The sequence below is a fragment of the Malaciobacter mytili LMG 24559 genome (genome assembly GCF_003346775.1).
Taxonomy (GTDB): domain Bacteria; phylum Campylobacterota; class Campylobacteria; order Campylobacterales; family Arcobacteraceae; genus Malaciobacter; species Malaciobacter mytili.
Map to the genome: position 1 here is coordinate 2,332,021 of NZ_CP031219.1, position 20,551 is coordinate 2,352,571.

Genomic DNA, 20,551 nt, shown 5'->3' on the forward strand with positions numbered 1-20,551 from the left:
AAGCTTATAAAATTCTTTTAAAAGAAGTCAACTACTGCTTTTAAAAAAATTTAAAATGGCAGGCCAGGAGGGACTCGAACCCCCAACCATCGGATTTGGAATCCGGCGCTCTACCATTGGAGCTACTGACCTGTGAGTAAAGAGTAAGTCAAAGTCTTACGACTTTAACTTAACTTCTTTATGAATTGTGTGTTTTTTTAATCTTGGACTATATTTTTTAACCTCAAATTTCTCACTATGAGTTTTTGGGTTTTTCCAAGTAGTGTAGTTAATATCTCCACTTTCTTGACATTTTAATCCAATTTTTATTCTAATTGCTGCCATGAATCAACCCTTACTCGATGATTTCTGCAACAACTCCAGCACCTACAGTTCTACCACCTTCTCTAATAGCAAACTTAGTACCTTTTTCTAGAGCAATTGGAGCAACTAATTCAACTGTCATTTCTACGTTATCACCTGGCATAACCATTTCTACACCCTCAGGTAAAGAAATTGAACCAGTAACGTCTGTTGTTCTTACATAGAATTGTGGTCTATATCCTGAGAAGAATGGAGTATGTCTTCCACCCTCTTCTTTAGAAAGAATATACACTTCACATCTGAATTTTGTATGAGGTGTGATTGAACCTGGTTTAACTAAAACTTGTCCTCTTTCAACATCCTCTTTTTTGATACCTCTTAGTAAAACACCGCAGTTATCACCAGCAACACCTTGTTCCATTTCTTTTCTGAACATTTCAATACCAGTAACTGTAGTAGTTTGAGTATCTTTGATACCAACGATCTCAATAGTTTCACCTAATTTAACTGTACCTTTTTCAATTCTACCAGTAACAACTGTTCCTCTTCCTGAGATAGAGAAAACGTCTTCTACAGGCATTAAGAATGCTTGATCAACATCTCTAGCTGGAGTTGGAATATAAGTATCAACTGCATCCATTAAAGCCATGATTTTTTCAGACCATGCACCTAAAGTACCAGTTTTAGCTTCTTCTAAAGCTTTAAATGCAGAACCTGCAATAATTGGAGTGTCATCACCTGGGAAATCATACTCAGATAATAATTCTCTAATTTCCATTTCAACTAGTTCTAACATCTCTTCTCTATCTTCTTCATCTAGTTGATCTTCTTTGTTCATAAATACAACGATATATGGAACACCAACTTGTTTAGATAATAGAATGTGCTCTCTTGTTTGAGCCATTGGTCCATCTGTTGAAGCAATAACTAAGATAGCACCGTCCATTTGTGCAGCACCAGTAATCATGTTTTTAACATAATCGGCGTGTCCTGGACAATCTACGTGTGCATAGTGTCTTGCATCTGTTTCATACTCAATATGAGAAGTAGCAATTGTAATTCCTCTTTCTCTTTCTTCTGGTGCATTATCGATTTGATCGTAATCCATCATTTTTGCGTTACCCTTAACTGCTAATACTGCAGAAATTGCAGCAGTTAAAGTAGTTTTACCGTGGTCAACGTGACCAATTGTACCAATGTTAACATGCGGCTTGCTTCGTTCGAACTTTTCTTTTGCCATTGAAATTCCCCTTAAAGATTTTAAAAATTCCCTCTGAGTAGATAAGCCATATAAAGCTTCTCTATTCAGAGGGTTTAATATTTTTATTATCGCATACAGCTTAGAAATAGTGCCAAAAACTTAGCAAAATTTCTAAGCTGTATGATTAAAAATCGTATTATATCAAAAATTAGATTACAGGGAGATTACATATTTAGAGTTATATACAAGAATGTGCTTATAACTCAGCTCCCAGTATCAATAAATAAATGGAGCGGGAGACGAGACTCGAACTCGCGACAATCTGCTTGGAAGGCAGAAGCTCTAGCCAACTGAGCTACTCCCGCAATCATTTGCGTGGTGGTGAGAGAAGGATTTGAACCTTCGAAGCCATAGGCGGGAGATTTACAGTCTCCTGGATTTGACCACTCTCCAACCTCACCGTTGAAAATTATTAATCTGGTCAAGCGCTGATCTTTTAAAGATTACGCACGACAATAAAAATGGAGCTGGTGAAGGGACTTGAACCCCCGACCTGCTGATTACAAATCAGCTGCTCTAGCCAACTGAGCTACACCAGCGTCCAAAATGGTGGCGCGGGGCAGAATCGAACTGCCGACACAAGGATTTTCAGTCCTTTGCTCTACCGACTGAGCTACCGAGCCACTTCCTAAATTGGAGTGAAATTATACACATAGTTTTATTAAATTTTGCTTAATTTAGATACAAGTTCTTTAAAAAGATTTCCTCTATGTGCATATGAACTAAATTGATCTAAAGAAGCAGCAGCAGGCGAAAGCATTGCAACTGCGCTTTTATGGTGTTTCAATGCTATTTCTTCAACTGCTTTTTCTAAGATTTCACAAGCAGTTACTTTTATATTATATTGTTTGCAAAAGTTTAAAACTCTTTGTAAATTAATCCCTATAGCAAAAACTTCAATATTTAACTCTTTAATATACTCAAATAAAGGTTCTAAGTTTGCACCTTTATCATCTCCACCAAGAATTAAAAATATCTCTTGTTGTTTATAAGGAATTATTGCATTTATAGTAGCATCCACATTAGTAGCTTTACTATCATTTATCCATAATCTATCTAAACTATCATAAACTTCTTCAATTTTATGCTTATCTATTATAAAAGAATTGATTTTTTCATAATCAATTTCATCAAATAAAATTTTTTGAGTTGCCATTGCTAAAAGAGCATCTAATAAAAATGGCTCTTTAAATTTAATTTTTGATTTATCTATATTAAACTCTTTTGCTAAATCATTACTATTTTTATATGTGATTTTATAAGCATTTGTAGGATAATCTTTAAATTCTTCTGGTATTATAGCTATTTCACCTTCTTTCATAAAATCAAGAGGTTTTAATTTAGCTAATTTATACTCTTCATATGAACCATGCCAAGAGATATGATCTTCACTAATTGGAAGCAAGATATATAAGCTTGGTTTTGCTTTATTTGTATAATGTAAAGTAAATGAAGAAGTTTCTAAAATCCATATTTTAGCATTTGTATCTAATTTACATGTGGGAACTCCAATATTTCCTCCATATACACTATTATACTTTTCTAAAAGATACTGTGTCATTTGAGTTGTAGTTGTTTTTCCATTTGTTCCACTAATCCAAATAGAAAATGGCATTACATCAAATAAATAGTCATAATCACTTTGAAGATTTTTTGCTTGTTTCACCATATTATTTGAAGGGGGAATTCCAGGACTTACAATTGTTACCTCATCAGAATTTTTATCATATAAATTAAAATCATTATCATCATATAAAGTTACATCAACAAACTTTTCTTTTAATGCTTGTGCAGTAATACCTTTACCTAAAACTCTAATCATTATCTAACCTTTAAACTCATTAGTGCCAATAGATTTGTCATAAATGAAATTATCCAAAATCGTACAATAATTTTATTTTCTTTCCAACCTTTTTGCTCAAAGTGGTGATGTATTGGAGCCATTAGAAAAACTCTTTTTTGTCTTAATTTATATGAACCAACTTGTAGTATCACAGAAACTGTTTCTAAAACAAAAATAAACCCAATTAAGATTAAAAGAATTTCAGACTTACCAACAATAGCCATATAGCCCATAAAAGCACCAAGAGGTAAGCTTCCACTATCTCCCATAAAAATTTGTGCAGGATGAGAGTTATACCATAAAAATGCGATTAATGAACCAATAATACAAGCACCTAAGATTGCTAATTCTCCTGTAAGCTTTATATTTGGTAAGAGAAGATAAGAAGATAAAATAGCATGACCTGTAATATAAATAATAATGGATAAAGTAAAAAAAGCCATAATTGAAGGAACTGTAGCAAGGCCATCTAAACCATCAGTTAAATTAACTGCATTTGAAGTTGCAACTATTACTAAAATCCAAAAAAATGTAATAAAAAAGCCAATATCAAATAATGGCAATTTATAAAAAGGTGTATAAAGTTCAGTTGTGTGGTTGTAAAAAAAAAGTATTAAAACTACTATTGCTGCAGAAAAAACTTGAAAAATCAATTTCATTCTAGCACTTAATCCTGCATCATTTTTATTATTTGAAATCTTTGCATAATCATCTTTTATTCCAATTAAAGAAAAAAGAGCTAAAGTTAATAATCCTCCAACCACATAAAAATTGTTTAATTTTACTGTTAAAAGTGTAGCAATTATCGTTGAAAAGATAAAAACAACTCCACCCATTGTAGGAGTACCTGCTTTTACTTGGTGTGAATCTGGTGCATATTTATAAATAGGTTGTGATGCTTTTTTATTTTTAGCCCAAACAATGAACTTTGGTAAAAGATACATAGTTAAAAAAAATGAGATAAAAAAACCAATTCCTGCTCTAACAGAAATATATTGAAATATATTAATATCTAAGTGTCTATAAAACCAATAAAACAAATTTAAACCTTCATTTGGATATAATCGTGCGATTATATTATATAATACCAAATAATTAGATAAATTTTTTGATTGGTAATAAAAAAAGGTTTCGAATGACAAATAAAACTATTTTAGTAATAACTGATGGTATTGGACACAATAACTCAGATAGTTTTAATGCTTTTAAAAATGCAAATACTCCTACATATGACTATCTATTTAAAAATGTTCCATATTCATTAATTCATACTTACGGGAACTATGTTGGACTTCCAGATGGACAAATGGGTAATAGTGAAGTTGGACATATGACAATAGGAAGTGGAAGAATTTTATATCAGGATTTAGTAAAAATTAATCTAGCAATAAAAGATAATACTTTAAAAGATAATGAGATATTAAAAAATACAATTTCTAACTCAAATAATCTTCACTTAATTGGTTTAGTAAGTGATGGTGGTGTTCACTCTCATATTGAACATATTATCGCCCTTGCAAAAATTGCAAAAGCTAATGGAAAAAAAGTATTTATTCACGTAATAACTGATGGAAGAGATGTTGCATATAATTGTGCAAATAAGTATATACAACAATTAATTGAAATTTGTGATGAAGATATTGTAATTGCAACTATTTCAGGAAGATACTATGCTATGGATAGGGATAACAGATGGGAAAGGGTAAAAAAAGCTTATGATGCTATTGTTTTTGCTAACCCTAAAACTTCAATGCCTATTTGTACATATGTAGAAGAATCATATAAAAAAGAGATATTTGATGAGTTTATTGAGCCAACTTCTTTTGAAGGCTTTAATGGAATACAAAATAATGATGGAATAATTTTTTGTAATTTTAGAAGCGACAGAATGAGAGAAATCTCTTCAGTTTTTGCAAAAAAAGAGTTTAGTGAATTTGAAATAAAAGAATTATCATTAAATATTGCAACAATGACGCAATATGATAAAAATACTCCTTTACCTATTTTATTTCCAAAAGAAAGCCCTAAAAATACCCTTGCAGAAGTTATTTCAAATGCAGAATTATCACAGTTACATACAGCAGAAACAGAAAAATATGCCCATGTTACATTTTTCTTTAATGGAGGAGTTGAAGAGCCTGTATTAAATGAAAGTAGAGTATTAATTCCATCTCCTAGTGTTGCAACTTATGATTTACAGCCACAAATGAGTGCACCTGAAGTTGGTGAAACTGTAAGAAAAGCAATGCAAGAAGAACAAGATTTTATTGTAGTAAATTTTGCAAATGGAGATATGGTAGGACATACAGGAGTTTATGAAGCTGCCATTAAAGCTGTTGAGGCAGTGGATTTAGAGCTAGGACTTATAATTGAAAAAGCAAAAGAAAAAGGATATAATCTAATACTTACAAGTGATCATGGAAACTGTGAAATGATGAAAGATGAAAATGGAAATACTCTTACAAATCATACAGTTGGTGATGTATATTGCTTTGTAATTGCAAATAATGTAAAAGAAGTTAAAACTGGTGGACTAAATAATATAGCTCCAACTGTTTTAAAACTGATGAATTTAGATATTCCAGAAGAGATGGATGAACCATTAATTTAAAAGGAAAAATATGGCATTAAATGAAATTAAATCAGATTTAAAAAATTTAAATATATTAATAGTAGAAGATGGAAAAGATATTATTAATATTATGAATAGAACTTTTAAAATGATAGTAAATCAAATATCCTTGGCAAATGATGGCGATAAAGCAATGGAATTATATAAAACAAATAATCCAGATTTAATTCTAACTGATTTAAGAATGCCACATAAAGATGGTGTAGAATTTATAAAAGAGTTAAGAAAGATAGATTTAGAAATTCCAATTATTGTAATTACAGCTTATGAAGATGATTTAAAAGAAGAAGAGAAGCAATTAGTAAATGCAATTTTTCCAAAACCTATAAATTTTATAGCATTAGTAAATAAAATGAACGAGTTTTTATAAGTTTATTATGTTAAAGATTGAAGTTAAAGAATTAAATATATCACATCAAAATAAGCAATTAGTAGATATTAGTTTTAATATTGAAAATACTACTGCCTTAATTGGCGAAAGTGGTAGTGGAAAATCTTTAACTTTAAAAGCCCTTTTAAATTTATTACCTAGTGAGCTTAATGTAAAACTTAATTTAAAAAGCCAATTTGAATTAGATGTTTCAAATATTGGATTTATTCCACAAAATCCTTTTACTTCTTTATCTCCTATGACAAAAATTAAAAATCAATTTTTTTGTGATAAGGAAAAGAAAAAAGAGCTATTAAACCTTGTAGGATTAGAAGAATGGGTTTTAAATAGATTTCCCATACAATTAAGTGGTGGTCAGCTTCAAAGAGTTGTTATTGCAATGGTATTAAGCAAAAAGATTAAACTTTTATTACTTGATGAACCAACTACTGCTTTAGATGAAAAAAGCAAAATAAAAATTATTGAGCTTATTAAACAAATTACTTCAAAGTTACAAATACCAATACTTTTTGTAACTCATGATATAGAATCAATTAAAACAATTTGTGAAAATTTAATAATTATAAAAAAAGGTAAAGTTATAGAAAAAGGTAAAACTTTAGAACTTATAAAAAATCCAAAAAATGACTATACTAAAGTATTAATTGATTCAAATTTTAAAAATAGAGAGTTTAGGAAATAAAGATGTTAAAATATATATTTGGTTTTTTTGCAGTAGTTACTATTGGTGTAATGGGATGGCTATTATATCTTTATTCAAATATTAGATTTGAGTTAGATAAAGTAGTTGATTATAACCCAAAATTAACAACACAATTTTTTGATAAAGATGGAAGACTAATTTCAAATCTATTTTATCAAGAGCATAGACTATATGTGAAATATGAGGATATTCCAGCACGTGTTATTGAAGCCTTAGTAGCAATTGAAGATACACAATTTTTTGAGCATAATGGAATTAATCCAGATGCAATAAGCAGAGCTATTATAAAAGATATTAAAGCTGGTGCATTAGTTGAAGGAGCTAGTACCTTAACTCAACAATTAATAAAAACTTTAGTTCTTTCAAGGGAAAAAAAACTTATTAGAAAAATAAAAGAAGCCCTACTTTCACTTAGAATTGAAACTTTATTAACTAAAGAGGAAATTTTAGAAAGATATTTAAATCAAGTATATTTTGGACATGGTTATTATGGAATTAAAACAGCTGCACTAGGATATTTTAAAAAAGAGTTATATGAACTAAATTTAAAAGAGATTGCTATTTTAGTTGGACTTCCAAGAGCTCCAAGCTTTTATGACCCAACAAGAAACTTACAATTTGCCCTTGCAAGAGCAAATCAAGTTATTTCAAGAATGAATACTCTTGGATGGATTAATCAAGAAGAATATAGTGAAGCTATGAAATATACACCAAATGTATATGATGAAACATTAACTCAAAATAAAGCTCCTTATATAATTGATTATGTATTAAAAGAGTTATCAAATGAAATAAAAGATATAAAAACTGGTGGATATAAAATTTATTTAACTGTAGATTTAGATGCACAAGAAATTGCAAAAGAAGGATTAAAATTTGCATATAATCAAATACTTTCAAGAGATAAATATTTTCAAGAATTAAATAAAAAAAATAAAATTGAAAAAGAGTATGATGAAGAAGGAAATGAGTTAGACCCAAATAGATATATAAATAAATTAAATGGTTCACTAATTTCAATTGAAAATAAAACAGGTAAAATCTTAGCTTTAGTTGGAGGAATTGATTATAAAACTTCTTCATTTAATAGAGTAATACAAAGTAAAAGACAACCAGGTTCTGCAATAAAACCTTTTATTTATCAAGCAGCATTAGATTTAGGTTATTCTCCTGCAACTCAATTAGCTGATATTAGTAGAACTTATGAATTTGAAACAAATGATTCAGAAGAGAAAAAATTTTGGCAACCAAAAAACTATAGTGGAAAATATAAAGGTTTATTAAGTTTAAGAGAGGCTTTAGTTCATTCAAGAAACTTAGCAACTATAAATTTAGTTACTGATATAGGAATAGATGTGGTTTATGATTCTTTAAAAACTTATGGTTTTAAAGATATGCCTTTAGATTTATCAATTACTTTAGGTTCTTTTGTTATTTCTCCTCTTGATTTATCACAAGCTTATTCTATTATTTCAAATGATGGAGAAGAGGTAAAACCTTATATTATTAATTCAATTATAAATAAAAATGGAACTGTTATAAATTTTGAAGCTCAAAAAAGATATGTAACAAGTCCTGAGCAGGCTTTTTTAGTAAAAGATATTTTACATGATGCTGTTGATAGAGGAACAGGAAGAAGAGCAAAAGTTAAAAACTTAGAAATTGCAGGAAAAACAGGAACTACAAATAATAATGTGGATGCTTGGTTTTGTGGATTTTCGCCTACAATTCAAACTGTTGTATGGTTTGGACAAGATGATAATACACCTATGAGAAAAACAGAAACAGGTGGAAGAACAGCAGGTCCTGCTTTTGCATATTTTTATGAAAAGTATTTAAAACTACATCCTGAATTAAAAAGAGAGTTTGATATGCCAGAAGGTGTAAGAACTTCTATTTTAAATGGACAAAAAGAGTATTTTACAACTACTTCAAAACTGCCTACTGATGAAATTAATATTCCAAAAGAAAATCAAATTCAATTTTAATATTTCATAAAAAAAGGGAAGAGATAAAATTCTCTTCCCTTTATATTCTCTTTTAAACTCTTAGCAAGAATAAGTTGTTTTAAACTCAAATGCAGTTGGTCTAGCTTCGTATGGCCAAACTTGTGTTTCAAATTTATAGTGTTGATAAATATCAATCATCTCTTTTGTAAATACTGGTTGTAAGAACTCATTATCTCTAATTAATGCTTCTAATGAACCTCTTAATGTATGAGGCATTTGTGGAATTTCTCTTTCTCTAATTTCATCTAAAGATAATTCAAATAAATCATCATCCATTGGTCCAATAGGTTCATATTTATTTTTAATACCATCTAATCCAGCACATAACATTGCAGCAAATGCTAAGTATGGACAAGCAGTTGAATCTGGGAATCTCATCTCAATTCTAGTTGCTTTTTCTCCAGCACCATAAGGAATTCTACAAGATGCAGATCTATTTTGTGAAGAGTAAGTTAAAATTGATGGTGCTTCAAATCCTGGAATTAATCTTTTATAAGAGTTTGTTGAAGGGTTAGTAAACGCAGCAACAGCTCTAGCATGTTTAAAAATTCCACCCATATAATGTCTAGCCATATCAGAAAGATTTCCATACTCACCTTGTTTATAAAATAAGTTTTTACCATCTTTCCAGATTGATTGGTGTACGTGCATTCCATTTCCATTATCACCAAATAATGGTTTTGGCATAAATGTTGCAGATTTACCATTTAAATGTGCTACCATTTTAACAACATATTTTAATTTTTGAACATTATCAGCAGCTTCAATTAAATCACCAAATACTACACCAATTTCATGTTGTCCTTGTGCAACTTCGTGGTGTCCTAAAACAACTGTTAAACCAACTTGTTTTAATACTTGCATCATTTCAGCTCTTAAATCAACACCATTATCAATAGGAGCTACTGGGAAATAACCACCTTTTGTTCTTGGTCTATGTCCAATATTTCCAACTTCATAGTCAGTTGAATCATTCCACTCACCATCTTCTGAATCAACTTTATAATAAGACTCATTGATTGTATCTTTAATTTTTACATCTTCAAATACAAAGAATTCATTTTCTGGTCCAAAATAAGCAACATCACCAACACCTGACTCACTTAAGTGTTGTAAAGCTTTTTTAGCAATTGATCTTGGACATCTTTCATACATTTGACCTTTGTAGATATCATAAACATCACAAAATACAATAATTGTTGGATCAGCAGTGAAAGGATCTAAAAATGCAGTTTCAACATCTGGTTTTAAAATCATATCAGATTTATTAATTGGTTGCCATGCTTCAACTGATGAACCATCAAATGGTAAACCATTATCTAATTGTTCTGCACTTACAGCATCCATCATATAAGTTACATGGTGCCAAGTACCTTTTAAATCTGTAAATCTAAAATCTACAAATTCTACTTCATTTTCCTTACAAAATTTAAAAAATTCTTCTGTACTGTTTACAAACTTACCCATTTCAATAACTCCTTGAATTTATAATTGCACAATTGTAGCAAAATAAAAGAAAAAAAACATAAATTAACTGTATATTTTTTATACAGTTTGATATTTTTTAAACTTTTTATTTTTTAAAAATCTACTAACTGCCTATCTCTTGATTTAAAAATTGCACATTTTGTAAAACCTATTGATTTTGCAAGCTTTATTGCTTTATCATAACCATAACCAACTTGTTCAACACTATGGGCATCACTACTAAATGTTATGGGAATATTTTCTTCATAAATTAATTCTAACAACTCTTTTGAAGGATATTGTTCCTCAATAGGTTTTCTAAACCCAGCAGCATTTATTTCCACTGTCATATTTGATTTTTTAATCTGTTTAATTGCATTTTTTGCAAGTAAACGAATATCTTTTTTAGGAAGAAATTTAAATACTTTTATTAAATCTAAATGACCTACAATATCAAACTTATTTGATTTTGCTAATTCTTCTATTGCTCTAAAATATTCTTCCCAGATTTTATCAATATTTACATTTTGATATTTACCAATAAATTCTGGATTATCAAATCCCCAAGGCTCATCATTATTATTATTTTTTGATTCTAAAAAATGTACAGAGCCTATTAAATAATCAACATTTGAAGTTAATATTTCATCAAGCATTGTAATACTTTTTATAAAATCAACTTCATAACCAAGTAAAATATCTATACTTTTTGAATATTTATCTTTAAAATATAAAATTGTACTTTCATAAAACTCTTTTTCTTCAAGTCTCATTCTATATTTTTCATCAAAATTCATAGGAGCATGTTCACTAAAACCATAAACATCTATTTTTAACTCAATTGCTTTTTTAATATACGCTTGCATAGTTCCAGTTGCATGGTTACATAAAACTGTATGATTATGTAAATCTACTCTCATCCTCTATACCTTATTTGATTTCTTCCAGCATCTTTTGCACAATAAAGCTCTTTATCTGCATCTTGAAGCATTAGATCTAATGTAGGTGCAATTGAAAAACTACATCCTATTGAAACCGTAAAACTTAACTCTATATTATTAACTTCAATAGTATTATTTTCAAATTCAAGTCTTATTATTTCTAATTTATCTTTTATTATATCTTCATCTTCACCATAAAAAACAATACAAAACTCTTCACCACCAAGTCTTGCTACTATTTCATTATTATAAAAATGGCTTTCTAAAATCTTACTTACTTCTTTAATAGCAATATCACCCACATCATGTCCATAAGTATCGTTTATTTGTTTAAATTTATCTATATCTATCAAGGCTACACTAATCTTTTCATTTTCCAATCTGGCATTAATTAATTTTTTAGTACCTTCTTCAAATAAATATCTTCTATTATATAAATTTGTTAAAAAATCTTTATTTGCCCTATTTTTCAACTCTTCAAAAAGTTCTAAAACTTCTAAATTAGCACTTAATCTTACAAATAATTCTTCTTGAGTAAAACCTTTATATAAAAAGTCATTTGCTCCATATTTTAAAAATTTTGAAGCAGTATTTTTTTCTTGTGTTCCAGAAGTTACTATAATTGATAATTCATCTTTATTATATTTTTTTCTAATAGTTCTTACTAATTCTAAACCATCCATAATAGGCATATAATAATCTGTTAGTATTATTTTTATATCTAAATTGTTTTCTAATATTTCTAAAGCTTCTTTTCCATTAGTTGCTGTAAATACTTCTAATCTATATCTTTGTATTAAGCTTTTTGTTGTTTCTAAAAAGCTTATTGAATCATCTACTATTAAAACTTTAATATTTTCATTTTTAATTACTCTTTTAATTACAGATAAAGCATATTTAAAAGAGTATAAACCATCTTTAATTACATAATCTACAATATTTTTATTTCGATATTTTATTTCATCTTCAACTAAAGTTGAACCTGTTAGTATAATTGTTGGTATATTAAATTTTGTTACAAAATCTACTATTTCTCCATTTGTTGAATCAGGTAATCCTAAATCAAGAAGTGCAACATCAAATTTACCTTTATATTCTAATAATATTTTAGCACACTCTTTTACAGAAGAGGCAAGTACTGTTTTGTACCCCAAATTTTCTTTTATCATTAAACTTAATGTACTTGCTACAGATTTACTATCTTCAACAATTAAAACTCGTTTTGACATTAATTTAAAATTCCTGCACCAAAAATAGGAGTACTTCTATCTTCAGCATAAACTCTATTTCCATTTATAATATCATATTTCCAAATGGGAGCATTTGCTTTAAAATCTTCAACAAATTCATCAATCATTTCTAAAGCAACTCTTCTTTTAGGAGAACACACAGCAGCTATATAAGAGCTTTCATGATTTAAAACATCTCCCCTACTATGAGCCATTAGAACAATTGCATTTTTTTCATTTGCTTTTTTTTGCCAAGCTTCAAACCATGATTTTAAAATTGGTTCATAAATATCAAAAGATAATCCTTGAATATTACCTTCATCTCTTACTACACCAACAAATGTAATTATTGCACCATAATTTGAATTTTTAAATTCATTATACCAAGAGTTTGTAATCTCTTCTACTGGTAAACTTCCATCGAATAACTCTAATTTATCCATTAAATCATCCCCCACAAACAGGAGGTAATAAAGATATTTTATCTCCATCATTTAAAGTTATATCTTTTGAAGTAACTAAAGTATCATTAACAGCAACTGCACACTTTTGTAACCAAGATGAAATCTCTGCATCATCTTTTAATACTTCACTTAATTGTGAAAGATTTGAGATTTCTAAATTCAATTTTGCTTTATTTATAGGTCCAAGAAATTCCACTTCAACCATCTTAACCCCTTATTTACCAATTTTTTATTATTATATCCAAATTAATTTTAGTTTTAGGAATAGCAAAATGAACTTTGCAAAGATAGATTTTATTAATTTATTACCATTTAATGTATATTTAAAAAAGAATTTTAAATCAAGTCAAATTAAAGCTATAATCGAGTATAAAAAATCTTATCCCTCAGCAATTAATAAAAAATTTAAAAGTAGAGTTGTTGAATCTGCTTTTATTTCTTCTATTGCTTCAAGAAGAGAAAAAGGTTTAGATTATGGAATAATTGCAAGAAGTAATGTACAATCAGTTTTATTGGTCCCTGGAGTATATGAAAAAGATTATCAATCTGATACTTCTAATGCTTTAGCAAAAGTTTTAAACTTAGAAGGGAAAGTTATAATTGGAGATAAAGCACTTAAATATTTCCATACACATAATCAAGATGAATTTATTGATTTAGCAAAAGCTTGGCAAGATAAATATAATCTTCCTTTTGTATTTGCAAGATTGTGTTATAACAAAAATGCAAAACTTTTAAAAGAATTAACAAAAAATTTCGATAAAAAACATATAAAAATACCACAATATATTTTAGCAAAATATGAAAAACGTTCTGGAATTTCAAAAAAAGATATTTTAAACTATTTAACAAAAATTGATTATGATATAGGAATAAAAGAGAAAAGAGCTTTAAAACTATTTTTTAAATTAGCAAAACAAAAAGGTATATAATGACAATATATGATTCAATTATATTAGGAATTATTGAAGGGTTTACAGAATTTTTACCAATCTCTTCAACAGGGCATTTAATTGTAGCAAGTGAATTTTTAAAATTGGAACAAACAAGTGTAAATAAAGCATATGAAGTAATAATTCAATTTGCTGCAATATTAGCTGTAATTTTAAATTATCCAGATAAATTTAATTTTAAACATATTAATTTATGGACAAAAATATTTATAGCTTTTTTACCAATAGCCGCTATTGGATTTATTTTTTCATCACAAGTTAAAGCACTTTTTTCTATACAAATAGTTGCTTATATGTTTATAATTGGAGGTATTATATTTTTAATTGTAGAGAAGTTTTATGATGAAAGCAAACATACAGTTTCAAATGTTGAAGATATTAGTTTTAAACAAGCAATATATATAGGATTAGCTCAAATTTTTGCTTTAATCCCAGGAACTAGTAGAGCAGGTTCAAGTATTATTGGTGCAATGCTTGTGGGACTAAATAGAAAAGCTAGTGCTGAATTTTCTTTTTTACTTGCCTTTCCTGTAATGTGTGCAACAACAGCTTATGATTTATTAAAACATCATAATGAGCTATTGCAAGGAGCTAACCTTGCAAATTTAGCTATAGGATTTGTAGTATCTTTTATAGTTGCTTTTTTAACTATAAAACTATTTTTAAAATTCCTTGAAAGATTTACTTTTGTAAGTTTTGGAATTTATAGAATTTTATTTGGTATTTTACTTTTAATTATTTTCAACAATAATATCAACTATTGATTCAATGGCATCACAGCCTACTGAATCAATAAGCCCCTTACTCATACTATTTATATCACTAGCTAAAATCTTATCTAAAACCTCTACTGATAAATTTTTTTCTCTACAAATAAAACATAAACCTTTATCTTTTAAAAATTTTGCATTATAATATTGATGGTCTTGTGCAGCATGGGGAAAAGGTACAAACATTGCAGGAAGGGAATTAGCAGATAGTTCCCATAAAGTTGAAGCTCCACTTCTACTAATAGCAAAATCTGCTTGACTCATCTTTTTTGCAATATCAGGTGTAAAATCAAATACATCAGCATTAATATTTAATTTTTCATACTCTTTTTTTACCCTTTCATAATCAACTCTACCAGTTTGATGAATTATTTTTATTCCTAAACTATCTAATTTAGAAGCAACACTTAATGCAAAATTATTAATTGCTACTGCCCCTTGAGAGCCACCTAAAAAAATAATTGCATTTATACGTTCCCTAACTCTTGCATTATCAAAAAATTCACTTGAAACAGGATAGTCTTTAACTAATGAAGAGGGAAGATATGAAGAAAAAATTTCTTTTGCAAATCTTGAAGTTAATTCATTTAATTTTCCCATTTTTGAATTTTGTTCATGAATAAATAAATCACAACCCATTGATAAAATTGAAGCAAAAGTTGCTGGTGCAGCAGAAAATCCTCCCACTGAAATGACTGTACCAACTTCTGCTTTATCAAAAATATCCATACATCTATTTGTTTCTTTTAGTATTTGAAAAAGAGATTTTATTTTACCCCAAAGATTTTTATTTACAACACCTTTTGTATCTAAAAAAAATGCTTTTTTTACTTTTCTATCATCTTTAAACCATGCTTCATCTTGTCCATTTTTTGAACCAATAAAAATAACAGGTATTCCTCTTTTATGAAACTCTTCCACAAAAGCCTTTGCAACTTTTAAATGGCCTCCTGTTCCTCCACCTGTAACTACTACTCTACCTTTCATCTATTTACTACTCTCCTTTTTTACTGTTCTGCTAATTGATAAAACTAACCCTATTGATAAAGCCATTGAAAGCATAGAAGAACCTCCATAACTTAAAAAAGGAACTGCAATACCCTTTATAGGAATAATTCCTGAAATACCATAAGAATTAATTAAAAAAGCAATAACTATCATAAGTGCAATTCCTAGTGAAAAAAGATGATAAATTGGATTATCAACTCTTCTACTTATTTTAAAAATTCTCCAAACTATAAAAAACATTAATATAATAATACAAATTAAACCTACTAAACCTAACTCTTCTGTAATACCTGCTAAAACAAAGTCCGTATGAACTTCAGATAAAAAGCCAAGTTTTATATCCCCTAAAGAGACCCCTTGACCAAAAATTCCTCCATTGTGTATAGCATTTAAAGAGTGGGATACCTGATATGGTTCTGGTAACTCATCAATTCTTAAATATTTATCTACCCATGAAGGCATAATTGCTAAAATCCCATCTTGGTTCATAGCCCACCAAGAATAAATTCTATTAATTCTATGGGGAGCTGAAACAATTAAAATTACAAAGGCTATTAAAGCACTTGCACCTAAAGATAAAAAGACTTTGAAACTTCTATTTGCAAAAACTAATAAAACAATTAAAATAAGTCCAAGTAAAACAACTTGTCCTAAATCTTTTTGTAAAAAAGCTACAATAAATACAACAAGTAAAAATGCACCAAAATAAGGAGCTAGTAAAAGTAACTCATCTTTTAAAGTCATCTTTTTAGGCATAACCATCACCCTTCTATGAAAAGACCAAGATAAAAAATATATAAATCCTATTTTAAAAAATTCAACAGGAGATAAAGAAACTCCAGGTAACCTAATCCACCTATTAGCTCCTCCACTTTCAGTAACAAGTGATGAGGGTAAAAATGGCATTACAGCCATAAGAAGAAAAAACACTATAAAAAGACTCATTCCAATACGACCAACAATTTTATCAGGATTAACCTGTGCTAATCCCCACATAATAAAAAATGAAACAACTCCTACTAAAAGTTGTCGTATAAAAAAATGAAATTGGTTATACCCATAATATTCAATAGTATATATAGTTAATGAGTATGAAAAAATAATACTTACTATAATTAGCATACAAACTAAGACAAAAAGTAAATAGTCTGGCTGATTATTAGAAGGTTGGGCTTTTGATTTAATCTTATTTTTGCTAAAATTCATTTCCTATTATAATATATAATGGATAAATATGACTTCAAACAATATCGAAAATATAAATAAAACTAAAAAAATTGTAATCTTATTTTTATTAATTTTATTATTTCTTATAATTTTAATATTTTCTATTGCAAATACAATGACAAATGATAGAAGATTACCCTCTTTACAAAGCACTAAAAAAGAGTTAGCTGTAAGGGGAGATATAGTAAGTTCTGATAACTTTAAAATTGCTTCATCAAAAAAATTGTATAAAGCATCAATAGATACAAGATATTTAGATTTAAATAAAAAAGAGCTATTTATAAAATTATTTTCTATTTACAGTGATATTTCTTATGGGAAATTAAAAACTAAAATAGATGAATCATTAAAAGACCCAGGGAATTTAGTATTATCATATAATATTGATTCAAGAACAGCAAAAAACTTAAAAGAATTAGGATTTAAGTTAAGAAGACTTGGTGTTTTTAAACAATTAAAAATTGATGGTGGAAGAATTTTAAGAGGACTTAATATTAGTGAAAGTGGTGAAAAAAGAATTTATTCTTATGAAACTACTTTAACGCCTGTTGTTGGATATATTACAAAATATGAATCAAATATTGGAAAGACTAAAGTTAGAGGAATAAAAGGTTTAGAAAAAAAATATGATGATATTTTAAATAAAACAGAAGATGGTGTTTTACAAGGGAATAGAGATGTTTTATCATATATCTCTTTTGATAAAAATTCTATTATTAAAAAAAGAGAAGATGGAGCAAAACTTGTACTTAATGTACCTTTAAAACTTCAAAAAAATATTGAGATGATTTTAGATAAACATAAAGAGAAATTAACTGCCGATGAAATTATAGTTTCTATAATGAATAGTAAAACAGGTGAAGTAATCTCTTTAGCCTCTTCTAATAGATTTAACCCAGAGAGTATTAAACAAGAAGATATTCCCTCACTAAATGTTAATGCTGTTGAGTATCAATTTGAACCAGGTTCTGTTATAAAACCAATTGCACTGGCTTTAGTTTTAGATAAAAATAGAGCTAAAACAAATGAACTTTTTTATGCATATAATAAAGGAACACCAAATTCAAGAGGTGAATATCCAAGAGGTAGATATAAAATAGATAGATTTTATATTAAAGATGACCATAGATTTAAGAAAAATTATCTAACACTAGATGATATTATGATTTTTTCAAGTAATATTGGTCTTTTACAATTGGCTCAAAGATTAAAAGGTGCTGAAATTTTTGAAGGTTATAAAAGATTTGGCTTTACAAGAAAAACAGGGATAGATTTACCTTATGAAAAAGTAGGACAAATTCCTCCTGTATTTAGACTAGCAGCAGGAGAAAATAAAAATCAAGATAATGTATTTAAAGCTACTGTTTCTTATGGACAAGGTATGACTTCAACTTTTATGCAAGTCTTAAAAGCTTATAGTGTATTTAATAATGATGGATTTAGTGTAACACCAAGAATAGTTTCATATGTAGAAATGGATTCAGGAAAATATAAACTTGATACTCCTCCAAAAGAAAAAGTTATTTCTAAAGAATCAGCTGATGAGATAAAAAGAATGCTTATAAAAACAGTTACTGATGGTACTGGGAAAAGTGCCCAAATGGAAGGCCTAGAAATTGGTGGAAAAACAGGAACTGCACAAATTGCAAGAAGAGGTAGCTATTTAAAAAAATATATTTCTTCGTTTTTTGGTTTTGTAAATGATGATAATAATTCATATACAATTGGAGTTACAGTTATAAATCCAAATTCAACAGGAAAATATTGGTATTATTACTATGCAGCACAATCTGCTGTTCCTGTTTTTAAAGAGGTTGTAAAAAATTTAGTTTCATTAAACTATATCACACCAAAAAACGATATAATTTCAAATAAAAATTAAAGGAAAATAATGTTTGGTTTTAGAAAAGAACTAAAAGAATACAACTATACAAAAGAAGAATTAGAAAAATTTAAATATGCAAAAATAACTACAGAAAATGGAGTTATTTGGATTAATCTATTTTATAATGAAACACCAAATACAGTATCTAACTTTGCAACATTAGCAAATGATGGATTTTATAATGATTTAAACTTTCATAGAGTAATCCCAGGATTTATGGCTCAAGGTGGTTGTCCACATGGAACAGGTACAGGTGGTCCAGAATGGGCAATTCCTTGTGAAACAGATGCAAATAAACAAGTACACCATAGAGGAAGTTTATCTATGGCTCATGCAGGACCAAATACAGGGGGAAGCCAATTTTTTATTTGTTTTGTACCTTGTCCACATTTAGATGGTGTTCATACAGTATTTGGTGAAATTGATGCTGAAGATAAAGATAGCTTTATAGCTTTAGATGCAATTAATCAAAATGATAAAATTATCTCTATTGAAATCAAAGATTCAAGAGAATAATAAAATATATTTTTTGTAAAAGGTCAGCAAATTGCTGGCCTTTTTTTATATCTAAAAAAAAGTAAAATAAAAAACAATACAACTAATATAAAAGCCTTATAAGATGTCTAGAAGAAAAAGAAAAGAGAGATAAGTATATTTACTTGTTTTTTATAAATTAATCCATTTAAAGCTTTATTTTAATGACTCTTTACACAACTTATACTTTTTAGTTCATTAAAGTTAAATTACTAGATAAAAGGGTGAGCATTTAAAAAAAGATTTAGCGTAATTTTTCATCTAGCGAACGATTTTTTTTGTTTACTTTTTTTATAAAAAAAAAGTATTTTAGTCTAAATATTAATTATAGAAATATATATATTTTTTATAAATGATAAAAGAATAAGAACTATTGAAATTTAAAATATATAAATCAATTTATTTTATATTTCTTTTTTTAATTGCCTTTCTTTAACCGTAAAGAAAGGTACAAAGAAACTCCCAGACAAGTTATTGAAGGCATAAATGCTTCCCAAAAATATTATTCTAATTTTCTGCCTTGCGGAACTTATAAAAAGAGTGAATTTATCACTCTTTTTATTTCAAACAGTCCTCAGGCTTTCTCGAAAATTATCTTCCTATTTTTGGCTTCAATAAAGTCTGGCTCTTTTTCTAGTAATCAAAGATAAAAGTAAAATATATATAAAAAAAAGCCTCTATCGAAATCAACAGTAAATATTGACTTAGATAAAGGCTAAATTGTTATATAAAAAACTCAAGAGCTGGCAGAGACCTACGTTTCCACAACTGAAAGCTGCAGTATTATCAGCGCTGAAGTGCTTGACTTCCAGGTTCGGTATGGGTCTGGGTATTTCCACTTCGCTATATCCACCAGCAAGTTGAGTGATAAAAATAGTTCTTCTATTCTTAACACTCAACTTTGTGAGTTTTTTGTTAAAGTCTTTTACAC

The 20,551-nt window shown here is 28.2% G+C and carries 19 protein-coding genes, 5 tRNA genes and 1 rRNA gene; 8 read left to right on the top strand and 17 right to left on the bottom strand.

Translation table 11 applies throughout. The features are described 5' to 3' along the window. Positions 1-56: 56 nt before the first annotated feature. The 9 genes from AMYT_RS11450 to mraY form a co-directional block, all read right to left on the bottom strand. Positions 57-132: transfer RNA gene (locus AMYT_RS11450), tRNA-Trp, on the bottom strand. Positions 133-156: 24 nt separating this feature from the next. Beyond that, positions 157-315, bottom strand: a complete 159-nt coding sequence (gene rpmG, locus AMYT_RS11455; RefSeq protein ID WP_407657359.1) for a 50S ribosomal protein L33 — start codon at positions 313-315, stop codon at positions 157-159. 19 nt (positions 316-334) lie between these two features. Beyond that, positions 335-1,543, bottom strand: coding sequence for an elongation factor Tu (tuf, locus tag AMYT_RS11460; RefSeq protein WP_114842665.1), 1,209 nt, complete (start codon positions 1,541-1,543; stop codon positions 335-337). A gap of 249 nt (positions 1,544-1,792) precedes the next feature. Then, positions 1,793-1,869: transfer RNA gene (locus AMYT_RS11465), tRNA-Gly, on the bottom strand. 11 nt (positions 1,870-1,880) lie between these two features. Next, a tRNA-Tyr gene (locus AMYT_RS11470) sits at positions 1,881-1,965 on the bottom strand. A 61-nt stretch (positions 1,966-2,026) separates the two neighbouring features. Further along, positions 2,027-2,103 (bottom strand) — tRNA-Thr (locus AMYT_RS11475). Positions 2,104-2,111: 8 nt separating this feature from the next. Continuing rightward, positions 2,112-2,187 (bottom strand) — tRNA-Phe (locus tag AMYT_RS11480). A gap of 38 nt (positions 2,188-2,225) precedes the next feature. Further along, on the bottom strand, positions 2,226-3,389 hold the full coding sequence (gene murD / locus AMYT_RS11485) for a UDP-N-acetylmuramoyl-L-alanine--D-glutamate ligase (RefSeq protein ID WP_228197924.1): 1,164 nt from the start codon (positions 3,387-3,389) through the stop codon (positions 2,226-2,228). After that, positions 3,386-4,447: a phospho-N-acetylmuramoyl-pentapeptide-transferase gene (gene mraY / locus AMYT_RS11490; RefSeq protein ID WP_114842667.1), complete on the bottom strand. Its 1,062-nt coding sequence runs from the start codon at positions 4,445-4,447 to the stop codon at positions 3,386-3,388. The genes murD and mraY overlap by 4 nt, the downstream gene beginning before the upstream one ends. Positions 4,448-4,542: 95 nt before the next feature. Here mraY and gpmI point away from each other — a divergent pair, with 95 nt between their 5' ends. From gpmI to AMYT_RS11510, 4 genes are read left to right on the top strand one after another with little or no spacing between them, the layout of a single operon-like run. Further along, positions 4,543-6,018: a 2,3-bisphosphoglycerate-independent phosphoglycerate mutase gene (gene gpmI, locus AMYT_RS11495; protein ID WP_114842668.1), complete on the top strand. Its 1,476-nt coding sequence runs from the start codon at positions 4,543-4,545 to the stop codon at positions 6,016-6,018. Between the two features lie 10 nt (positions 6,019-6,028). Next, positions 6,029-6,409: a response regulator gene (locus AMYT_RS11500; RefSeq protein WP_114842669.1), complete on the top strand. Its 381-nt coding sequence runs from the start codon at positions 6,029-6,031 to the stop codon at positions 6,407-6,409. A gap of 7 nt (positions 6,410-6,416) precedes the next feature. After that, a complete protein-coding gene (locus AMYT_RS11505; RefSeq protein ID WP_114842670.1) occupies positions 6,417-7,112 on the top strand; it encodes an ATP-binding cassette domain-containing protein in 696 nt (231 codons plus the stop codon). A 2-nt stretch (positions 7,113-7,114) separates the two neighbouring features. After that, positions 7,115-9,121 carry a penicillin-binding protein 1A gene (locus AMYT_RS11510; RefSeq protein ID WP_114842671.1) on the top strand — a complete coding sequence of 669 codons (2,007 nt, stop codon included), beginning with the start codon at positions 7,115-7,117 and terminating at the stop codon, positions 9,119-9,121. Positions 9,122-9,181: 60 nt separating this feature from the next. Here the strand turns inward: AMYT_RS11510 and glnA are convergent, their stop codons facing one another. The 5 genes from glnA to AMYT_RS11535 form a co-directional block, all read right to left on the bottom strand. Then, complete coding sequence (gene glnA, locus AMYT_RS11515; protein WP_114842672.1) at positions 9,182-10,609, bottom strand: type I glutamate--ammonia ligase; 1,428 nt, start codon at positions 10,607-10,609, stop codon at positions 9,182-9,184. Between the two features lie 113 nt (positions 10,610-10,722). After that, a complete protein-coding gene (locus AMYT_RS11520; RefSeq protein ID WP_114842673.1) occupies positions 10,723-11,529 on the bottom strand; it encodes a histidinol-phosphatase in 807 nt (268 codons plus the stop codon). After that, positions 11,526-12,779 carry a diguanylate cyclase gene (locus AMYT_RS11525; RefSeq protein ID WP_114842674.1) on the bottom strand — a complete coding sequence of 418 codons (1,254 nt, stop codon included), beginning with the start codon at positions 12,777-12,779 and terminating at the stop codon, positions 11,526-11,528. Before AMYT_RS11525 ends, AMYT_RS11520 begins: the two co-directional genes overlap by 4 nt. Then, positions 12,779-13,222 carry a molybdopterin synthase catalytic subunit gene (locus tag AMYT_RS11530; RefSeq protein WP_114842675.1) on the bottom strand — a complete coding sequence of 148 codons (444 nt, stop codon included), beginning with the start codon at positions 13,220-13,222 and terminating at the stop codon, positions 12,779-12,781. The genes AMYT_RS11525 and AMYT_RS11530 overlap by 1 nt, the downstream gene beginning before the upstream one ends. A gap of 4 nt (positions 13,223-13,226) precedes the next feature. Next, positions 13,227-13,448, bottom strand: a complete 222-nt coding sequence (locus tag AMYT_RS11535) for a MoaD/ThiS family protein (RefSeq protein WP_114842676.1) — start codon at positions 13,446-13,448, stop codon at positions 13,227-13,229. Positions 13,449-13,515: 67 nt separating this feature from the next. On the opposite strand from AMYT_RS11535, the gene AMYT_RS11540 reads away from it, so the two are divergent. After that, on the top strand, positions 13,516-14,175 hold the full coding sequence (locus AMYT_RS11540) for an MqnA/MqnD/SBP family protein (RefSeq protein WP_114842677.1): 660 nt from the start codon (positions 13,516-13,518) through the stop codon (positions 14,173-14,175). Continuing rightward, on the top strand, positions 14,175-14,960 hold the full coding sequence (locus AMYT_RS11545) for an undecaprenyl-diphosphate phosphatase (RefSeq protein WP_114842678.1): 786 nt from the start codon (positions 14,175-14,177) through the stop codon (positions 14,958-14,960). The genes AMYT_RS11540 and AMYT_RS11545 overlap by 1 nt, the downstream gene beginning before the upstream one ends. Here the strand turns inward: AMYT_RS11545 and AMYT_RS11550 are convergent. Then, a complete protein-coding gene (locus AMYT_RS11550) occupies positions 14,928-15,953 on the bottom strand; it encodes a UDP-N-acetylglucosamine--N-acetylmuramyl-(pentapeptide) pyrophosphoryl-undecaprenol N-acetylglucosamine transferase (protein WP_114842679.1) in 1,026 nt (341 codons plus the stop codon). The genes AMYT_RS11545 and AMYT_RS11550 overlap by 33 nt on opposite strands. Then, positions 15,954-17,180, bottom strand: coding sequence for an FtsW/RodA/SpoVE family cell cycle protein (locus AMYT_RS11555; protein WP_114842680.1), 1,227 nt, complete (start codon positions 17,178-17,180; stop codon positions 15,954-15,956). 28 nt (positions 17,181-17,208) lie between these two features. Here AMYT_RS11555 and AMYT_RS11560 point away from each other — a divergent pair, with 28 nt between their 5' ends. After that, the gene (locus tag AMYT_RS11560; protein WP_114842681.1) at positions 17,209-19,083 is read left to right on the top strand and encodes a peptidoglycan D,D-transpeptidase FtsI family protein; all 1,875 of its coding nucleotides are present in this window, start codon (positions 17,209-17,211) and stop codon (positions 19,081-19,083) included. A gap of 9 nt (positions 19,084-19,092) precedes the next feature. Further along, complete coding sequence (locus AMYT_RS11565; RefSeq protein WP_114842682.1) at positions 19,093-19,602, top strand: peptidylprolyl isomerase; 510 nt, start codon at positions 19,093-19,095, stop codon at positions 19,600-19,602. A 759-nt stretch (positions 19,603-20,361) separates the two neighbouring features. Here the strand turns inward: AMYT_RS11565 and rrf are convergent. Further along, positions 20,362-20,477: ribosomal RNA gene (gene rrf / locus AMYT_RS11570) — 5S ribosomal RNA — on the bottom strand. Positions 20,478-20,551: the final 74 nt, after the last annotated feature.